The sequence below is a fragment of the Flavobacterium tructae genome (assembly GCF_002217475.1).
Lineage (GTDB): Bacteria > Bacteroidota > Bacteroidia > Flavobacteriales > Flavobacteriaceae > Flavobacterium > Flavobacterium tructae.
The window spans coordinates 61159-79130 of sequence record NZ_MUHH01000016.1 but is presented as its reverse complement, the minus strand read 5'-3'; the positions used below and the strand labels follow the sequence as shown (position 1 = coordinate 79130).

Here is a 17972-nt window from a genome sequence, read left to right as displayed (position 1 = left end):
GAAAAAAAACCAGTATTTGTTCGTTCAAAAAATGATTATAGTGTATTTTTGCATTCGAAACAACGAAATCTACTCTTGAAGAAGTTATTTACCATATTTCTTTCCTGTATGCTCCTAGTGCCCTCATTCGGCAGTTTTGTTGTTTATACCTCTTTCAAATTAAATCAGGACGAAATAGTAAAAACGATTTGTGTGCAGCGTAAATTAGTTTTTAACACCTGTAACGGTCGATGCGAACTTCAGAAAAGTTTAAAAAAATACGCCGACAACGAAAAGAAAATGCAAAACAACCTGAAAGAAAAATCAGAGATCGTTTACATTCAAAATACAACCACAGCCGATTTTAAATTAGTAGCACCAATAGAATCGAAAGCAAAAATTTATGCTTCTTTAGACGAAAAACCTATTTCGGTTTCTATTACTACTTTTCATCCTCCCTCCTATTTTATATAATTTTTTATGACTATTCGTGACTAATACCAAGCTGGTAAAATTAGCCACAGATTAGAATGATTCCCACAGATTTCTTTATTAATTGTGTATAAAATCTATGTAAATCTGCAAAATCAGTGGCGAAAAAGTGCTCTTGGTGCGCATTGAGGACAGTCATATAATTTTTTAAATCCCGTTTCATTACCAATTGAAATGATCTTTCATTGTAACTAAAAAACAATGAAAATGTGCTTGCGCACACCCAAAAATTTAAAATTACAATTATATAAAATTCTTAAAATGAAAAATACTTTATACAAAGCCCTTGCTATTGTAGCACTATCTATATCTATATCTTTATTTTCCTGTTCAAACGACGACAATAACGAAACTGTTTCAGGAAACGGAAACATCACTTTAAAATTCGACAATGCTTATGGTGCAAACGATCTTATTTTAAACACACAAGGCAATATAACTTCAAACAACGAAGTGCTAAAAATCAACCTTGTAAAGTATATCGTGAGCAATGTTGTTTTCACAAAAGCAGACGGAACGACTTTTACCTATCCAAAAAGCAAAAGCTATTTTATTGCTGACGAATCTACTGCTGCCGGTCAGCAATTTAAACTAACAGATGTTCCTGCAGGTGATTATGTGAAAGTAAAATTCGGAATCGGAGTTGACGAAGCGCAATGGAAACTAGGTGCTGCAGGTCAGGGAGATTTTCTGGCACAGGCAGACGCTGCAGGTATGATGTGGTCATGGGCTGCCGGGTATAAATTTCTTGCTTTTGAAGGTACTTTTACCTCATCGACTGTTACAACTGCTACCCCATTTATGATTCACACCGGAAAAACAGGAACAGATTACAACTACACTGAGGTAACTGTAGATTTTCCAACAAAAGCTTTAGTTCGTTCTAACATTACCCCTGCTGTTCATATCATAACAGATCTTTCTAAAATAATTGACGGTCAAAACAAAATCAAACTTTCCGATAACAATATGGGAGGTATGGGCGCCATGATTATGGGTGGTGCAAAACTGCCATTAATCACTCAAAACATTTCAACAATGTTTAGAGTTGACCACGTACACAACGATTAATTTATTTTTTAAGAAGTACAAACCTTTAGGCAAAACCTAAACAATCCACTATACCGTATCTTTTGTGTCCGCTAAAATGGACACAAGAGCATATTGGTAACGGAAAAAATAGAGATACTTCTGCAAATCAAAGAGTAATCCCGGTAAAATTTAGTTTGTTCTACTTTGTGCTAACTCGCGCAAGTAGTAATAAGAAATGCTCTTTACTCTTTTTACACCCAAAAAATCATGCTGAAAATAAAATACTTTCTTTGGCTATTGATCCCGCTAGTATGGAGCTGTTCGAATGAAGAAGAAGAATATGTAAATATTCCTTTAGAATTTAAAGTCCCTTCTAATTTCCCCGCTTTAGCGTACAATATTGCTCAGAATCCTCCAACGGTAAAAGGATTCGAACTGGGCAAAAAACTATTCTATGACGGACGTTTAGCGTCAGACGGAGTTGTTTCCTGTGGCTTTTGTCACATACAGGCTAATGCCTTCACCCATCACGGACACACGGTTAGTCACGGTGTTAACGATGCTCAGGGAACACGAAATACACCACCAATTCAAAATCTGGCTTACCAGTCTGTATTTATGTACGATGGTTCTGCGGATCATTTGGACCTGCAGCCTATAATTCCGTTGACGAGTATTATAGAAATGAATGGGAATCTGAATGCCATTCTAAAAATGATGAAAGCCGACAAGGAATACCAAAAGTTATTTGGACAGGCTTTTACTGACAAAGAAATCTCAACCGAAAACATGCTGAAAGCACTTTCGCAGTTTATGGTTATGGTCACTTCTTCTAATTCAAAATTTGACAAATACAGACGTAAAGAAGCCGGCGGAACTTTAACTGCAGACGAATTGGCAGGATATGATTTGTTCCAATCGAAATGTGCTTCCTGCCATGCTACTGATTTACAAACCGACAATTCGTTTCGAAACAACGGCCTCGCTGTAAACCCAATGGTAAATGATGTCGGAAGATACAAAGTCACCGAACTGGCGAGCGATTATTACAAATTTAAAGTACCAAGTTTACGAAATGTAGAAGTTTCCGGACCTTACATGCACGACGGGCGATTCGGAACTCTGGAAGGTGTTCTGGATCACTATGCAAGAGGGATAGAATCCTCCCCAACTCTGGATCCGATATTAAAACAAAACGGAAAATTTGGAATCACACTTTCCGAAACCGATAAAAAGCAAATCATAGCTTTCCTGAAAACGTTGACCGATACGGAATACCTAACCGATAAACGTTTCGCAGAATTTTAAAAATACGGCCGCAGGTTATTGCTTTACAGAAATGTATAAGCTGCGACAAAAAACATAATGAAAACCGAAGTCCTAGCCCCGATAGAGGCGGTATCCTTTTTGGGTGATTTTTCTTCACCCGAAAAGATAAAGCCGAAAGCGGGATTAGCTTCTAAAAATAATTCAAATGAAAAAGATAATAGTAATGTTCACCCTTTTGACTGGTTTATCAGCTTTTAGTTTTACTTCAAAAGATAGTATTTCTGCCTTCACTTTTCAGCGTATGGCTTTGATGGAAGATTTTGATTGTGATGCCTGTGGTTGTTCGGCAAGTGGCGGAAGCATGGGATTTAGCTCTATGCTGAACAATAATTTTGTAGGCCTGAGATATTTCAGACAGAGTTATACCAGCCGTGATGGAATCTTTGCAAACTCTCCGTGGATTGACGAAAATTTTAATACTGTTCAGGCATGGGCACGTATACCGATTACAGAAAAAGTACAAATTTCGGCATTGATTCCGTATCATTTTCATGAAAGACAATTAACTGCAGGAACCGAAAATATTGCCGGTTTGGGTGATATTACGGTAATGGCTTTGTACACAGTTTTTGAAACTCAAAAAGACAGTACCATTTTTACGCATAAAATAAGCCTCGGCGGTGGTGTTAAAATTCCGACAGGAAAATTTACGGAAGCTAATAACGCGGGAAGTGTTAACCAAAGTTTTCAATTGGGAACCGGGAGCTGGGATTTTCCGTTGGCCACTGAGTATGTGGTAAAACGTAAAAATCTGGGACTAAACACGACGCTGAATTATATTTTTAAAACCCAAAACAACAAAAATTATCAGTACGGTGATCAGTTTAATTATGCTGCCACTTTCTTTTATTTGTTTAATACAAAATCAATTCAGATTGTTCCGCAAGCCGGCCTGGCAGGAGAACTTTATCAAACCAATAAACAGCATAATCTGAATTTACCCAATACTGCCGGCGATATTTTGTTTGGAAAATTTGGTCTCGAAGCCGGAAAAGATAAGTTTTCAATTGGCGTAAATGCGATGCTGCCAATTACTCAGAACCTGTCAAATGGTAATATGGAAGCCAATTACAGATGGAGTATTAATTTGAATTATACTTTGTAAGAAGTTCTAAGTCTCTGAGGCTCTAAACGGCAAAGGCACAGAGGGACAAAGTTTTTTAGCCACGAATTCGCGAATTTTCTAAAAAGTGTTCGTGAATACGTGGCTAATTTTTTAAAGGGAATTTTGAAAATAGCTAACCTTAATCGCTTTTACGATTGGGGATTTTTTTATATTTGGAAGCTAATAAATCCTTTACAAAAAAAAGATTGAAAAAGAATTTTCGGTTTTCATTGCAATTAATTTGGACTTTCCTTTTTAGTTACTTCTTTGTTTTAATGTTACAGCTGACATTACAATATGTTCCACTAAAAAAAAACATTGCATTTCTTCAAATCAAGCAGACTGAAGTTTCTGAAATTCCATTTTACATTACTTTCTTTTACATACATGTATATTCGGCAATTTTTGTTTTGCTCAGCGGATTTTTCCAATTCAGTGACACTCTATTAAAAAAATATCCTGCAACTCATCGAAGTATTGGAAAATTTTATGTTTTGACAGTGCTCTTTTTTAGTGCCCCGTCGGGATTATTTATCGGTCTTTTCGCCAACGGTGGACTTTTCGCTAAGATCTCTTTTGTTGCCTTGTCAATTTATTGGTTTTACTTCACACTTAAAGGTTTTACATCTATAAAAAACAAAAAGATTAAGCAACATAAGGCATTTATGTTACGAAGTTTTGCTCTAACCTTTTCTGCTGTAACATTACGTTTTTGGAAGGTTATTCTTGTATATTTGTTTCATCCCGCACCAATGGATTTGTATCAGATTATTGCTTGGCTGGGTTGGATCCCCAATTTATTAATCGTTGAGTATTATCTTTATAACCAATTAAAAAAATGAAAAACCTTTTTTGTCTACTAGTGTCAATATTACTTTTTTCCTGTAATTCTAAAGAGAAAAAAATGACAAAAGACACTACCAAAGATCTGCCTAAAGAAATCAGAACCGATTTATATGGCTCTTATGTAGGTGATTTTACAATTCTAGAACGCGATACCACAGGACCTGAAAAAGAAAATTATATCAATAAAATTAATATTGTGATCAAAAAAATCACATCCTCAAAAGTTATAGGACAAAGTATTGTTGCCGGAAATAGCAGACCTCTCACAGGTACAATGACGACAAAAGGAAGCACCCTTCGTTTTATACTTAAAGAACCTGGTGATGATAAAAATGACGGTGTTTTTGATTTCGAGATCAAAAACGACACTCTTTTAACCGGAATCTGGGTAGCAAATAATCCTAAAAAAGAAGTCTCTAAAAGGAAATTTGAACTTATTAAAAAAGAATTTAAGTATGATCCTAATGTGATGCTTCCGGAAGACGGAATGTATATTGATTATGAAAATCCAAGAGAAGAACAAGTAACCAATTTAGAGGGTGAAGAGGGAGAAGAAGCTGAAACCTACATAGAAGCAGTATTCAGAGCAGCATCAGAAAGTATTATGACGATAAATTCGTCTACGCAAAAATTAAAAGAATCAGATTTAAAAAATTTAAAAAAAATTGATTTAGAGATTCTAAGAAACACCATTTTCGCAAGACATGGACTGACTTTTAAAACAAAAACAGTTCGTCAGTTTTTTGATAGTGTAGAATGGTATATTCCTGTTTCAGACAACGTAAACAATGAACTAACCAGTACAGAAAAAGATAACATTGTATTGTTAAAACGCTTTGAAAAATACGCCGAAGACAATTATGATTCTTTTGGAAGATGATTTTGTAGAGGTACAAAGCTTCAAAGGCTCAGAGTTGCAAAGTTTTTAGCCACGAATTCACGAATTTTTAAAAGCATTCGTGAATTCGTGGCTAACTATTTTTTATCGGGGATTATCCTCATAATATCTGGCTTCGATGCGCTTAATATCTTTGATGGAGTTTTTTGCCCAAAGTAAACGTTTCTCCAGGATTTCCTCATCTGACAATTGCCATTTGATATCTGAATTTCGCAATCGGTTGGTTAGATTTTGAATAATAATGGCTGCCGAAACGGAAATATTTAAACTTTCTGTAAAACCTACCATTGGAATTTTAAGAAAACCATCTGCTTGTTCCATAATTTCAGGAGAAAGCCCGTCTTTTTCAGTTCCAAAAAATAAGGCACTTGGTTTTGTGATATCGAAATCCTGAATTAAACAATCGTTTTCATGCGGAGTTGTCGCAATAATTTGATATCCCTGGTTTCGTAAGGAAGTCATACAGCCCTCTACGGTATCAAAACGATTGATATCAACCCATTTTTGTGCCCCCAGAGCGATTTCTTTATCGATTCTTTTTCCGAAACGCTGCTCAATAATATTCAGTTCCTGAATCCCGAAAACCTCACAGCTGCGCATTACGGCACTTGTGTTGTGCATCTGAAAAACATCTTCTACAGCAACTGTAAAATGTTTGGTGCGATTGGCCAGAACATCCAAAAATCGTTCTTTGCGGTTGTCTGTTAATATATTTTCAAGGAAAGCGAGGTAATCTAAATCAATCATTTCAATCTTAATTTGCCACAAAAATACATTTTAAATAAAACAGAAAGAAAAATTAAGAACTATTTTCAATTTGTTATATCCTCCAGAAGAACATTCTCCAGCTTTTTGTGCAAACTGTTTACCAATGTCAAATCGACCTCCAGAACTTCTTCTTTGAACAAATCACCTTTAAAAACGGCATTTTCATTTTTAGAATGTCTGTTGAGTCTTTCGTACATTTTTTCAAGTTCATTGGCGCTGTAATCAATAGTAATAAAGGATATAAACTTTTCAATGACGTTTTTCATACCATCGTTATAATTGAGTTTTACAACATTCTGATCTGTTTCATAAAAATCCAGAAAGCCCTGAAAATACTTCCCTAAGACCAAGGCTCCATATTGCTGGAAACTAATCTCGCTAATTTCTTTAGCAGAGATTCCAAAAACATCAGGTGGTAATAAATTGGGAACCATGTGCATCCCCATCATTTTTTGATGCGATTTTAAGACTTCACCCGGATTCCTAAAAAGCAAAGCAAAAGGCAGCCCGGAAAATATTGACCTTAAATATCCGGCTTTAAAAATATGCCAGGCATCTAATTTTACAATTAAATTCTTTTGCTCCGGAAATCTTTTCTGACCTAAGAATTTCAAAGCCGATTGTAAAAGCTCGCTTTTTTTATCTGTTCCAAAATTAGGACTTCTTAAAATTTCGTCGATAAGAGGTGCTTCCGAAATCATAATATTCTCCTTCGAAGTTGCCAGCGATTGACTCAGCATTGTAGAACCACATCGGGACACATGAAATACGAGTGATTTTAAATCTGCCGAAACCAATTCGTTTGACCAGTCTACTAAATTTTCTACCGTACTAACAATTTTAAATGATGTTGAATTATAAGCATGACTTTTACATTTCGAAATGGTTTCATCAAAAAAAGGATCGACATATCTTTTATCCGCCAGGTACAGCCATTCCAGATAAACTTCATTTTCTTTTTCTATTAACTTATAGGGAATCCAATTTAGTAAAGGATGATTTGTGTTTTCCATTCTTCGGTATTTATTTATGATTGCAAATCGGCAATAATCTGAGCTCCTGCTGCCGACGGGTTTCGGGAAAGTTCTGCAATAATCATTTGTTTTACCTCATCAGAATATTGTTCTTTTTTTGGAGTATAATGAATATCGAATCCCATTTCAGCAAACAATTGATCGGACCAGTCATTTCTGACACAATCCAACGTAAGATGAATACGCGCCTCAGAACTTTTATTCGCTACACTGTGCGGCAGCTGAAAATTAGCATACCAGCACTCTCCTTCTTTCATGGGAACCAATTTTTTATCCACATAAAAAAGCACCTCCGGATTTGTAATTATAGGAACGTGAATTCTAAAGAAACCTTCTTCGTATGAGGTATCATTATCTGTATGTTCCTTTATTTCGCTTTGAGGCCCTAGCCTTAATAATCGCACAGCCTCCTTTTCACATTGAAACCAATCCATAATCTCCTTAAAATAATGACATCTGTCCAGTAATTCTGTGTTTTTATACTCTTGGTTAGCAAAAGAGGTAATATCGTTTATCAAACCCGACTGTGACCTTAAGGATACACTTGTCCAATTACCGCTATAGTCGCCTGTGTTAAAGTGAGGAGTCCATAGATCATTTTCACATATTTCAAGGTCTTTTTGTAGTTTATCTATCGAAAAAGAAACAGAGAGTTTACTGGAAGAAGGGTTCATAGGCATTAAAAAATTAAATTAGACAGTATACTTTGGGGCTTGTAAATATAAAAAATTACAAACGCTTTATCATCAAAGAAATAAGTAAAATAAATAGAATTTGGAAACCTGACTTTAAAAGGTCAAGCCAGATCAGGCAAACTGTTTAAAATAAAATGATACAGTTTATGAGTCGAAACGGGAACGGTTTCTATATCGGTTCTCAGCACTAAATCTGGCTGTAACGGAGTTTCAAAAATATCGCTTATTCCGGTAAAATTCTTTATTTTATCAGGATCATTATCCGATAATAATGCTTTTTTATACAGTCCTTTAGGATCTCTTTCGATTAAATTATCGATCGAACAATCTAAATATACGGTTCTGACAAATTCATGATTGCGCAATTCGTTTCTCAGATTTTCATATGGATTTATAACTGACATCAAAACGATCGTGTCTGATACAACAAAATTTCGTCCGACATTAAAAAGACGTCTGACATTTTCGCAGCGGTCTTCTTTAGAAAATCCCAGATCTTTACAGATGGTTTTCCGATATACATCCCCATCAATTATTTCGACTTTATACTTTTTTTCTATTAAAAGCTGTCGAACATTTTCAGCTAATGTTGTTTTACCCGAACCCGATAATCCCGTAAATTGTATTAAAATCATTTTAAAACTCTTTTCTTTTATTGCTCACTAAAACTAGATAATTTGTAAGACCGAAACAATAAGTATAAATACGCTTTTATCGGTTATCTAAACTATTAAAAAAAATGCAACGCCCCTACTGCTATCCTGAAACTAAATGGGAAAATCACTATTTTTATCCTTTAATTACAGTACAATGAAAAAGAAATTAGTGGTTTTAACCGGAGCAGGAATTAGTGCCGAAAGCGGGATCAAAACTTTTCGTGACAGTGATGGTTTATGGGAAGGTCATGATGTAATGGAAGTTGCCACTCCTGAAGGATGGAGAAAAAATCAGGAATTGGTTCTGGACTTTTACAACAAAAGACGCCAGCAGCTTAAGGAAGTAGAACCCAATTCAGGGCATACTATTCTAGCTGAATTAGAACGAGATTTTGATGTGCACATCATCACTCAAAATGTAGACAATCTGCACGAACGTGCCGGAAGCTCCAAAGTCTTGCATTTACATGGAGAATTAATAAAGGTACGAAGCACTCAAAATCGCAATTTAATTCTAGACTGGACAGAGGACCTCTATACCGGTGATCTGGACCAAAACGGGCATCAGCTTCGTCCTCATATTGTATGGTTTGGCGAAGATGTTCCTGCTCTTGAAGAAGCCATCGACATTACCGAAACAGCCGATTATTTTGCCGTTATCGGAACATCGTTACAAGTATATCCGGCGGCAGGATTAATTTCATACACGCCCTCTGTCACACCTGTTTTCTATATTGATCCAAATCCAATCAGCATTCCAAACCTTCGTAATAAAGTAGAAGTAATTGCCGAAGTAGCCTCAAAAGGTGTAGCAGCTTTAAGAGATCGTTTAGAATCCGGGCTCTAGTTTTTGATTAGTACTTAGTTATTAGTCCCTAGTCCTTAGTCAATAGAAGAAAGAGCAAAGAAGAAAGAACAAAGAGTAAAGAGTAAAGAGTAAAGAGTAAAGAGTAACATCTTACATCCAGCCTCCAACATTTTACAATTAACATTTTACAATTAACATCTTACATCCAACATCTAACTTTTAACTCTTTTTTATCCACAAATTCTGTTTATATTTGTGCCTTTCGAACAAACAACATAACAATGACTACTTTAAACGAATTGAATGCTATATCTCCAATTGACGGAAGATATAGAAATAAAACCCTTTCATTAGCACCATTTTTCTCTGAGGAAGCTTTAATCAAATACCGTGTACTGGTTGAAGTTGAATATTTCATCGCTTTATGCGAGGTACCTTTGCCACAGCTTTCAGACGTAAATCCTGATCTGTTTGAAAGTTTAAGAAACATCTATAAAAATTTCTCTACTGAAGATGCTCTTTGGATTAAAGAAACTGAAAAAGTAACTAATCACGATGTAAAAGCCGTAGAATACTTTATCAAAGATGCTTTCGAAAAACTGGGTTTATCTCAATACAAAGAATTCATTCACTTCGGATTAACTTCTCAGGATATCAACAACACTGCGATTCCACTTTCAACAAAAGAAGCGTTTGAGCAGGTTTATATGCCTTCGTTAATTGCTTTAATTTCTAAATTGAAAGAACTAAGCGTAGAATGGGCCGCTATTCCAATGTTGGCACGCACACACGGACAGCCTGCTTCGCCTACTCGTTTAGGAAAAGAAATTTTAGTTTTTGTAGAGCGTTTAGAAGAACAAATGCGTTTGTTATTTAATATTCCGTTTGCGGCTAAATTTGGCGGTGCAACCGGAAATTACAACGCACATCATGTAGCTTACCCACAAATCGACTGGAAACAGTTTGGTAATAAATTTGTAGAAACGGATCTTGGCTTACACCACTCCTTCCCTACCACTCAAATCGAACATTATGACCATTTTGCTGCATTTTTCGATGCTTTAAAAAGAATCAATACAATCATCATCGATTTAGATCGTGATATCTGGACCTATGTTTCGATGGATTATTTCAAACAAAAAATCAAAGCAGGAGAAATTGGTTCCTCTGCTATGCCACATAAAGTAAACCCTATTGATTTTGAAAATTCAGAAGGAAACTTAGGAATTGCGAATGCTATTTTTGAGCATTTAGCCGCAAAATTACCGGTTTCGAGATTGCAGCGTGATTTAACAGACAGCACTGTTTTACGTAATATCGGAGTTCCAATGGGACATACCATTATTGCTTTTGAGGCTTCTCTGAAAGGTTTAAACAAACTATTGCTGAATGAAGCCAAATTTGCTGAAGATTTAGAGAAAAACTGGGCTGTTGTAGCCGAAGCAATTCAAACAATCCTTCGTCGTGAGGCTTATCCAAATCCGTATGAAGCCTTGAAAGGTTTAACCAGAACAAATGAAGCAATTGACAAAAATGCCATTCATAATTTTATTGCTACTTTAGAAGTTTCTGATGCTGTCAGAGCCGAATTATTAGCCATTACTCCTAGTAATTATGTGGGAATTTAAAGAAAACCTAAAATATTTTCTCAAAAAAAGCTATCTTTATCGATAGCTTTTTTATTTACAAATTGTATTAAAAAAATTAGTCCTGCTGATTCACTCCACTTTTATTTTTCAAAGGAGTTCAGTGAATTTATTTGCCATGAAAAACTGTTATTTTCAAACGCCGTATCTTTTTTAGCAAAACACTGAAACAAAAAGCCGGATGATTTTCTTAACAAAAAACACTACTCTATGATCGCATTAAACGCCGCCACCGCATCTACCCACCACCTACAACCTCTAATTAGCGACTTAGGTCTCATCCTGCTGACTGCAGGTATTGCTGTTCTGTTATTTAGACTAATCAAGCAGCCTCTGGTTTTAGGATATCTAATTGCGGGTTTTTTGGCCGGAAATCATTTTGATTTCTTTCCTACCATTACCGAAATGAAAAGTGTTGAAGTTTGGGCAGAAATTGGTGTAATCGTTTTACTATTTAGTCTAGGTCTTGAATTTAGTTTTAAAAAGCTAATGAAAGTTGGCGGAACCGCTTCTATAACGGCTATTACCCAAATTATAACAATGGTCGTCATGGGTTATATGGTCGGGCGCTGGATGGGCTGGGAACAAATGGACAGTATCTTCCTAGGTGTTATCCTCTCTATTTCTTCGACAACCATTATCCTGAAAACCTTTGATGAACTAGGCGTAAAAGCTCAAAAATTTGCCGGAATTGTAATCGGGTCTTTAATTGTGCAGGATCTTGTTGCTATTTTGATGATGGTGTTACTTTCGACCATTGCAGTAAGTCAGCAATTTTCAGGAAGTGAACTGATGATGTCTGTGCTAAAACTAATTTTCTTCCTGACCGTATGGTTTCTGGGCGGAATCTTCTTTATTCCAACCTTACTTAAAAAAGCCAAACATTTACTAACGGACGAAATGTTGCTAATTATTTCGCTTGCCCTTTGTCTAACAATGGTAAGTTTTGCCGCAAATGTTGGTTTCTCACCTGCTCTGGGCGCTTTTATCATGGGATCTATCATTGCCGAAACAACTCAGGCAGAACACATAGAACATCTTATAAAACCCATAAAAGATTTATTTGGAGCTATTTTCTTTGTATCAGTTGGGATGCTTATCGATCCTAAAATGCTATATACACATGCGCTGCCAGTTGCTATTTTAACTTTGGTAACCATCATAGGTCAGTCTGTCAGTTCGACTATTGGTGCACTACTGGCCGGACAACCTTTAAAACAATCTGTACAAACAGGGATGAGTTTATCTCAAATCGGGGAGTTTTCGTTTATCATTGCTACATTGGGAATGACACTAAATGTAACTAGCTCCTTTTTATATCCGGTAGTGGTTGCTGTTTCCGCCATTACTACTTTTACAACTCCGTTTATGGTCAAATATGCAGTGCCATTTTCTGATTTTCTGGAACGAAAGCTTCCTAAAAGATGGGTTAAAAACATCAATCGTTACAGTGTCAATGCACAGGCGATAAAATCCGTAAGTGTTTGGCAAAAAGTGCTTAATGCTTATATCATTCAAATCGTTCTGCATACTATTATTATTACAGCAATTATTTTATTATCGGTAAAATTTGTTGCGCCTTTAGTTGCTGAAACAAGATTCGGAAATACATTGGCGGCTCTTATCACTCTGATAATTATTGCGCCGTTCTTATGGGCACTCTCCCTTCGAAGAGTGGCAGTAGAAGAAGTGGATTCTTTATGGGAAGAACGTAAATACCGTGGTGCAATATTGATGCTGATTCTGATTAGAATGAGTCTGGGATTGTTCTTAATCGGATTTTTACTAAACATTTTCTTCTCTCCTTTAGTTGCCTTTATTGCTTTGGTTGTTGCCATTGTGGTCTATCAAATATTCCCTAAAAAATTAAACGAACAATACCATAAAATTGAAAGTCACTTTCTTAAAAATTTAAATGATCGCGAAAACAAAAAAATCGATAGACGTTACGCTAATTTAATGCCTTGGGACGGTCACATGTCTTTTTTTGATATTGGGACAGAATCCAATTTAGTGGGGAAAACTTTAGAAGAACTGCGTATTCGGGAATCAATGGGAATCAATATTGCCTACATCAAACGAGGAGATATTACAATTCCAATTCCAACTAAAAATGAACGTCTGTTCCCCGGTGATGAAATTTGTGTTATTGGTACCGATGCTCAGGTTACTGAATTCAATAAATACCTCAATCAAAATGAAATCGAGGCTCCGACAAAAGTAGCAGAAACGGATATTGTTTTACGTCAATTTGAAGTTTCTCAAGAAGATTTTGTACAAAAAAGCATTGGTCAATTCCGTACAAAAACCAATGGTATGGTGGTTGGAATTGAGCGAAATGGAAATAGGCTTCTGAATCCGGAATCAAGTTTAATCTTAGAAAAAAATGATATTCTTTGGGTTGTAGGAGATAAAAAGAAAATGGCCGAATTGGTCAAAAGTTACTAAGGCGCTGAGATACTAAGGTCCTAAGATGCTAAGGAAAAAAAGCTCCATACAAAAAATGTATGGAGCTTTTTTATAGTAATACCTTATTTAAACGGTTGCATTTTATCGCATTGACATTCGCAATTAGGGTCACTGGTGTTGAGAACCGTTAAATATCTTTGATAAAAACCCCTTCTTGATTGTGTTTTATCACTATCTGCTTTATTGCATTCTAAAGCACCATTGATAATATTAATCGTCGCTCCAAAACCAGGTTTACGTCCTTCATTAATATCCTGTTGGGTAGGCAGCCACTGACCAACCATTACAGCATGACACGAAGGTTTAGGAGCCTGTGGTGTCATCCAAAACCATATGGCAGTCTGGAACGCCAAAGCCGCATCTTTGACTACATTTTCAGGATTTTTAAGCAGTACGTTTTTATCTCCATATAAAAATTCACTTATCTGTCCATAATTATAATTCCAACTCAACTGTATGGGCCCTCGACCGTGGTAGGATTTCTTTGCCACTGGAGGATAATTCACGTTATTCTCCTCTCTGTAACCTGTCGTGCTATTTTCGTCATAGCCTACCTCTTCACGAAAGTGTAAACCCCATGAATAGGCTCCTCCTGGTGCCGTTGACCAGCCACCCGTAGTTTCATGAGATATATTAGCAAGAAAAGCGGCTAGTTCTCTTTTTCGCACTTCCAAAGAACCAATGCTTATAAAATCTGCATAATCAACTTCTTGTCTAACTACGGTATTATTATTCCAGGAAGCACTGAAATCAGCATCTTCTTTAATCACTTTTGTCTCATTAGTCGATTTTTTAATACGGGTTATTTTCTGAAACCATCCTTTTCTTTCGATAACAACCTTTAGGTCTGCCATAAGATCAACTGCTTTCATCAACGCATCGTAGGTATAAAAATCTTTTGAAGGATTCACTACCCAGTTATTACTCTGCTCTGCTCCATAACGATAAGGAAACAATACCAGAAATTGCTCTTTGCTTATAAGGTCTTTAAGCCCTGCATTATTCTCTGGAGTACCTGGAGAATCCGGATTTTTAGGTTCTTCATCAGGTTTAGGATTTTCTGTCGTAGGATCCTTCTTTTCTTCCAGATTATCATGACTACAAGAAAATAGTACAGAAAAGAAACAAAATAAAACAAGTAAGAAAACAAGTGGCGTAAACCTCATTAATAAGGTTTGTTTTTTAGCAACATCACCTTTACAATTCGTATTGTATTTTTTAGTCATAATGCAATTTTATTTTTTGGATTTATCCAAATTACCGATGGTTAACGTTAGCAATCCCCTACTTTTATTATACAAATTCTGATAGCCTGTAGTGACTCCTTGTGCAGGTGTACGAGTGACATTAGCAATTTGATCTTTGTATGATTTTATTTCGGTATCAGTCAGAGTGGTAGGATTCATGACTACCAAAAGCGATTTAAAACTTTTTTGCGAATTAGTACTGTTTGGAATCCTTGTTTTATTGGTAAAACGGGGATCATTATAAATAGCCAGACTCTCGGCATCCTTAATCTCCGAAGCAGGAATCGCTCCTGCAAGATACAATTCAATATCGGCAATGTTATTGGACACTCCGCTTAGTATTCCTTTTACTTTATCCCAATGGTATACATAATCTTGCGGAACGGCATAATTAGCCCATCGGTGAAACATCTCATGTAAAATAGGTCCGCCCTGGATATTGTTTAGGTAAAGAAAATAAACTCCTTGCAGTTTACCCGCAGAACCATAATCTTTTGTACTGTCAAACAAACTAAGTCCGATACCCTGCGTATCATTTTTTACACTTTGATAAATACCATAAGGCATTCCTGTAGGAGGCGTACTTGTTGCATTATTCAATACGATCACAATAAAATCAAAATCATCTTTCAAAACCGGATAAATTTCAGTTTTACAAAGCGTTTTAAGTTTTTCTACTGTGGCTGTTTCATTAATAGTGTGGCTGTTCCAGTACTTAAAATCGTCTTGTGATAATTTTAAAACTCCAAACGTATTAGAGGATTCTATACTCAGGTTTGTGGTAACAGCTGGTGGAGGTGTCTGTGTCTCGGGATTTGTAGTCTCAGGTGTCTTTGATTCAGAATCAACCGGACTATCTCCTTTATCACAACTATTGAAAAGAAATAGTATAATTACGAGCGAACCGATCGTTCTAAAGTTTGTTTTAGAAATCATATTATTTTGGGGTTTAATTACATTTTTTTGAATCCCATAAAGATTTAGCATTCATACAGCGAACTTACAATACAAATCTTTTATTGTGAAAAACAATTCAATAATTGGTAACTTCTGTTTCATAAGCGGACCATTAATCACTTTTTGTGTCTACTTTAAACAGTATAATCCCAAAATTATTATTCGACTCCTAAATCTGGAAAAAATAAAGATTCCGAACCTTTAAGAAAAAACTCTTAAAAACCCGGAATCTTTAATAAAACTTAATGATTAAAAACTTAGTACCTAAGAAACTTAGCCTCTTAGCCCCTTACTTATTAGGCTGCGGTGTAATACGCAAATAAGGTTTTATTGGTGTATATCCTTTTGGAAATTTCGCAGGAATATCACTATCCGGAACAGCCAGTGTAATCACTACATCTTCTCCGTCTTTCCAGTTGGCGGGAGTAGCTACACTATAGTTGGCTGTTAATTGCAAACTGTCTATAACACGGAGTAACTCGTCAAAATTTCTTCCTGTAGAAGCCGGATAGGTTAAAGTAAGTTTGATCTTTTTATCGGCCCCCACTACAAACACAGAACGCACCGTAAATTTATCACTTGCATTTGGATGCAGCATATGGTATAAAGTCGCAATTCTTTTATCCTCGTCCGCAATAATTGGAAAATTAACTGTTGTATTCTGAGTTTCGTTAATGTCCTTGATCCACTCTAAATGGGAGTCTAAACCATCTACACTTAACGCAATGACTTTTGTATTTCTTTTGGTAAATTCCGGAAGATAATTGGCAACTGTTCCCAATTCAGTAGTACAAACCGGAGTAAAATCTGAAGGATGAGAAAATAAAACACCCCAGGAATCACCTAACCATTCATGAAATTTAACGGGTCCTTCGGTTGTTTCTGCATGAAAATCCGGAGCAATATCTCCTAATCTTAATGTTGACATAATAATATATTTTTTAGTTTCTCTAAAATTAGTCAAAAAAAGCACAAAGAAAACACCGATTTTCTAAAAAAAAGTTAAAATTCTACATTCTCTATCTAATTAGTATTTAAAACTAAATTAAACTCAGAATCCAATACCAAATCGTAAGGGTAATAAATGAAATTGGGATTCCAAAACCAATCATCATACTGCTCAATCTCGGTTTCAATCCATAAGTCGACGCTAAGATCGCACCTGTAATCATGGGTGCCATGGCCATTTCCATAATGGTTATTTTAACGGCTTCGGAATGCTGCTTTAAAATAAAAACGTATAAAACCAAAATAACAAACGGAACTACTACAAGCCGAAAGAAAAGTCCGAGGCGCAAAAATTGCCAGTGCTGGCTTTTTCGATCAAAAGTAAGCTGTAATCCAACCGAAAGTAGGGCCAAAGGTGTTACAAGACTTCCTACTTTGACTAAAACAGACTGAACATTCGTATCTAAATCGTATTGGAGAACATTCAGCAAACAAGCTACTAAAAAAGTAATAAACGGAGGGAATAAGATGATCTTTTTTAAAATGCTTAGAGAATCCGCGCTTCCTTTAGAATAAAAAGCTGCTACAAAAACTCCAAGTGTAGAAACCACCACAAACGTTCCCGGCTGGTCTACAAGAATTGCAGTTTCCAAGCCTTTTTTACCAAACAGAGCTTCGATTATAGGGTACCCTAAAAAAGAAGAATTGCACAGTCCCGCAGTTAAAATCAGGCAGCCAATCAATTTGTTTGACCAGCCTAATCTTCTTCCGAGAAAATGAAAAAATACAAGAGCCAGTAGAAAACCAATCCAGCCCGACAGTATGGGGAACAGTAATTCATTGCTCCATTTTATTTTCGGAATATGATACAATGTAATTGCGGGCAGGCAGACATAAAGGACGACCTTATTTAAAACCTTATAAAGGTGAGTTGGAAATTGCTTTATGCGTTGTAAAAGTAAACCCAGTGCAAGAAATAGAAATATTTGAATAAAGTTGCTCATATCATTTAGTAGTCACAAAAATAGACATTTATTATGGGATGCATTACACAAATCAGATT

Annotated in this window: 17 protein-coding genes; 9 read left to right on the top strand and 8 right to left on the bottom strand. The window is 36.0% G+C overall.

The annotated features are described in order from the left end of the window. Positions 1-108 precede the first annotated feature (108 nt). The 6 genes from B0A80_RS04710 (at position 109) to B0A80_RS04685 (ending at position 5663) form a co-directional block, all read left to right on the top strand. A complete protein-coding gene (locus B0A80_RS04710; protein ID WP_051041428.1) occupies positions 109-453 on the top strand; it encodes a hypothetical protein in 345 nt (114 codons plus the stop codon). A gap of 279 nt (positions 454-732) precedes the next feature. Beyond that, positions 733-1542 (top strand): MbnP family protein, encoded by an 810-nt coding sequence (locus B0A80_RS04705; RefSeq protein ID WP_089076619.1) that lies wholly within the window; start codon positions 733-735, stop codon positions 1540-1542. 228 nt (positions 1543-1770) lie between these two features. Next, positions 1771-2811 carry a cytochrome-c peroxidase gene (locus B0A80_RS04700; protein WP_089076595.1) on the top strand — a complete coding sequence of 347 codons (1041 nt, stop codon included), beginning with the start codon at positions 1771-1773 and terminating at the stop codon, positions 2809-2811. A gap of 166 nt (positions 2812-2977) precedes the next feature. After that, entirely contained in the window at positions 2978-3937 is a 960-nt protein-coding gene (locus B0A80_RS04695; protein ID WP_165769221.1) for a transporter, read from the top strand. Between the two features lie 206 nt (positions 3938-4143). Beyond that, complete coding sequence (locus B0A80_RS04690) at positions 4144-4779, top strand: DUF2306 domain-containing protein (RefSeq protein WP_233430709.1); 636 nt, start codon at positions 4144-4146, stop codon at positions 4777-4779. 62 nt (positions 4780-4841) lie between these two features. Then, complete coding sequence (locus B0A80_RS04685; protein WP_165769220.1) at positions 4842-5663, top strand: YARHG domain-containing protein; 822 nt, start codon at positions 4842-4844, stop codon at positions 5661-5663. Positions 5664-5765: 102 nt separating this feature from the next. Here the strand turns inward: B0A80_RS04685 and B0A80_RS04680 are convergent, their stop codons facing one another. From B0A80_RS04680 to cysC, 4 genes are all read right to left on the bottom strand, one after another. Next, positions 5766-6428 carry a TrmH family RNA methyltransferase gene (locus tag B0A80_RS04680; RefSeq protein ID WP_089076591.1) on the bottom strand — a complete coding sequence of 221 codons (663 nt, stop codon included), beginning with the start codon at positions 6426-6428 and terminating at the stop codon, positions 5766-5768. A gap of 65 nt (positions 6429-6493) precedes the next feature. Next, the gene (locus tag B0A80_RS04675; protein ID WP_089076590.1) at positions 6494-7462 is read right to left on the bottom strand and encodes a sulfotransferase family protein; all 969 of its coding nucleotides are present in this window, start codon (positions 7460-7462) and stop codon (positions 6494-6496) included. A 14-nt stretch (positions 7463-7476) separates the two neighbouring features. Further along, positions 7477-8157 carry an aspartyl/asparaginyl beta-hydroxylase domain-containing protein gene (locus B0A80_RS04670; protein ID WP_165769219.1) on the bottom strand — a complete coding sequence of 227 codons (681 nt, stop codon included), beginning with the start codon at positions 8155-8157 and terminating at the stop codon, positions 7477-7479. 122 nt (positions 8158-8279) lie between these two features. Further along, entirely contained in the window at positions 8280-8813 is a 534-nt protein-coding gene (cysC, locus tag B0A80_RS04665; protein ID WP_089076588.1) for an adenylyl-sulfate kinase, read from the bottom strand. A gap of 175 nt (positions 8814-8988) precedes the next feature. Here cysC and B0A80_RS04660 point away from each other — a divergent pair, with 175 nt between their 5' ends. From B0A80_RS04660 to B0A80_RS04650, 3 genes are all read left to right on the top strand, one after another. Beyond that, complete coding sequence (locus B0A80_RS04660; protein ID WP_070907486.1) at positions 8989-9681, top strand: SIR2 family NAD-dependent protein deacylase; 693 nt, start codon at positions 8989-8991, stop codon at positions 9679-9681. A 242-nt stretch (positions 9682-9923) separates the two neighbouring features. Next, on the top strand, positions 9924-11270 hold the full coding sequence (purB, locus tag B0A80_RS04655) for an adenylosuccinate lyase (protein ID WP_089076587.1): 1347 nt from the start codon (positions 9924-9926) through the stop codon (positions 11268-11270). 228 nt (positions 11271-11498) lie between these two features. Then, the gene (locus B0A80_RS04650; protein WP_070907488.1) at positions 11499-13736 is read left to right on the top strand and encodes a cation:proton antiporter domain-containing protein; all 2238 of its coding nucleotides are present in this window, start codon (positions 11499-11501) and stop codon (positions 13734-13736) included. A gap of 83 nt (positions 13737-13819) precedes the next feature. Here B0A80_RS04650 and B0A80_RS04645 read toward each other — a convergent pair whose 3' ends face one another. The 4 genes from B0A80_RS04645 to B0A80_RS04630 all read right to left on the bottom strand — a co-directional run bounded on the left by B0A80_RS04645 (position 13820) and on the right by B0A80_RS04630 (position 17913). After that, a complete protein-coding gene (locus tag B0A80_RS04645; RefSeq protein ID WP_208861479.1) occupies positions 13820-14983 on the bottom strand; it encodes a chitinase in 1164 nt (387 codons plus the stop codon). Positions 14984-14992: 9 nt separating this feature from the next. After that, a complete protein-coding gene (locus B0A80_RS04640; RefSeq protein WP_124020561.1) occupies positions 14993-15940 on the bottom strand; it encodes a hypothetical protein in 948 nt (315 codons plus the stop codon). Between the two features lie 310 nt (positions 15941-16250). Continuing rightward, entirely contained in the window at positions 16251-16889 is a 639-nt protein-coding gene (locus B0A80_RS04635) for a peroxiredoxin (protein WP_089076585.1), read from the bottom strand. A gap of 112 nt (positions 16890-17001) precedes the next feature. Continuing rightward, on the bottom strand, positions 17002-17913 hold the full coding sequence (locus B0A80_RS04630; protein WP_089076584.1) for an AEC family transporter: 912 nt from the start codon (positions 17911-17913) through the stop codon (positions 17002-17004). Positions 17914-17972: the final 59 nt, after the last annotated feature.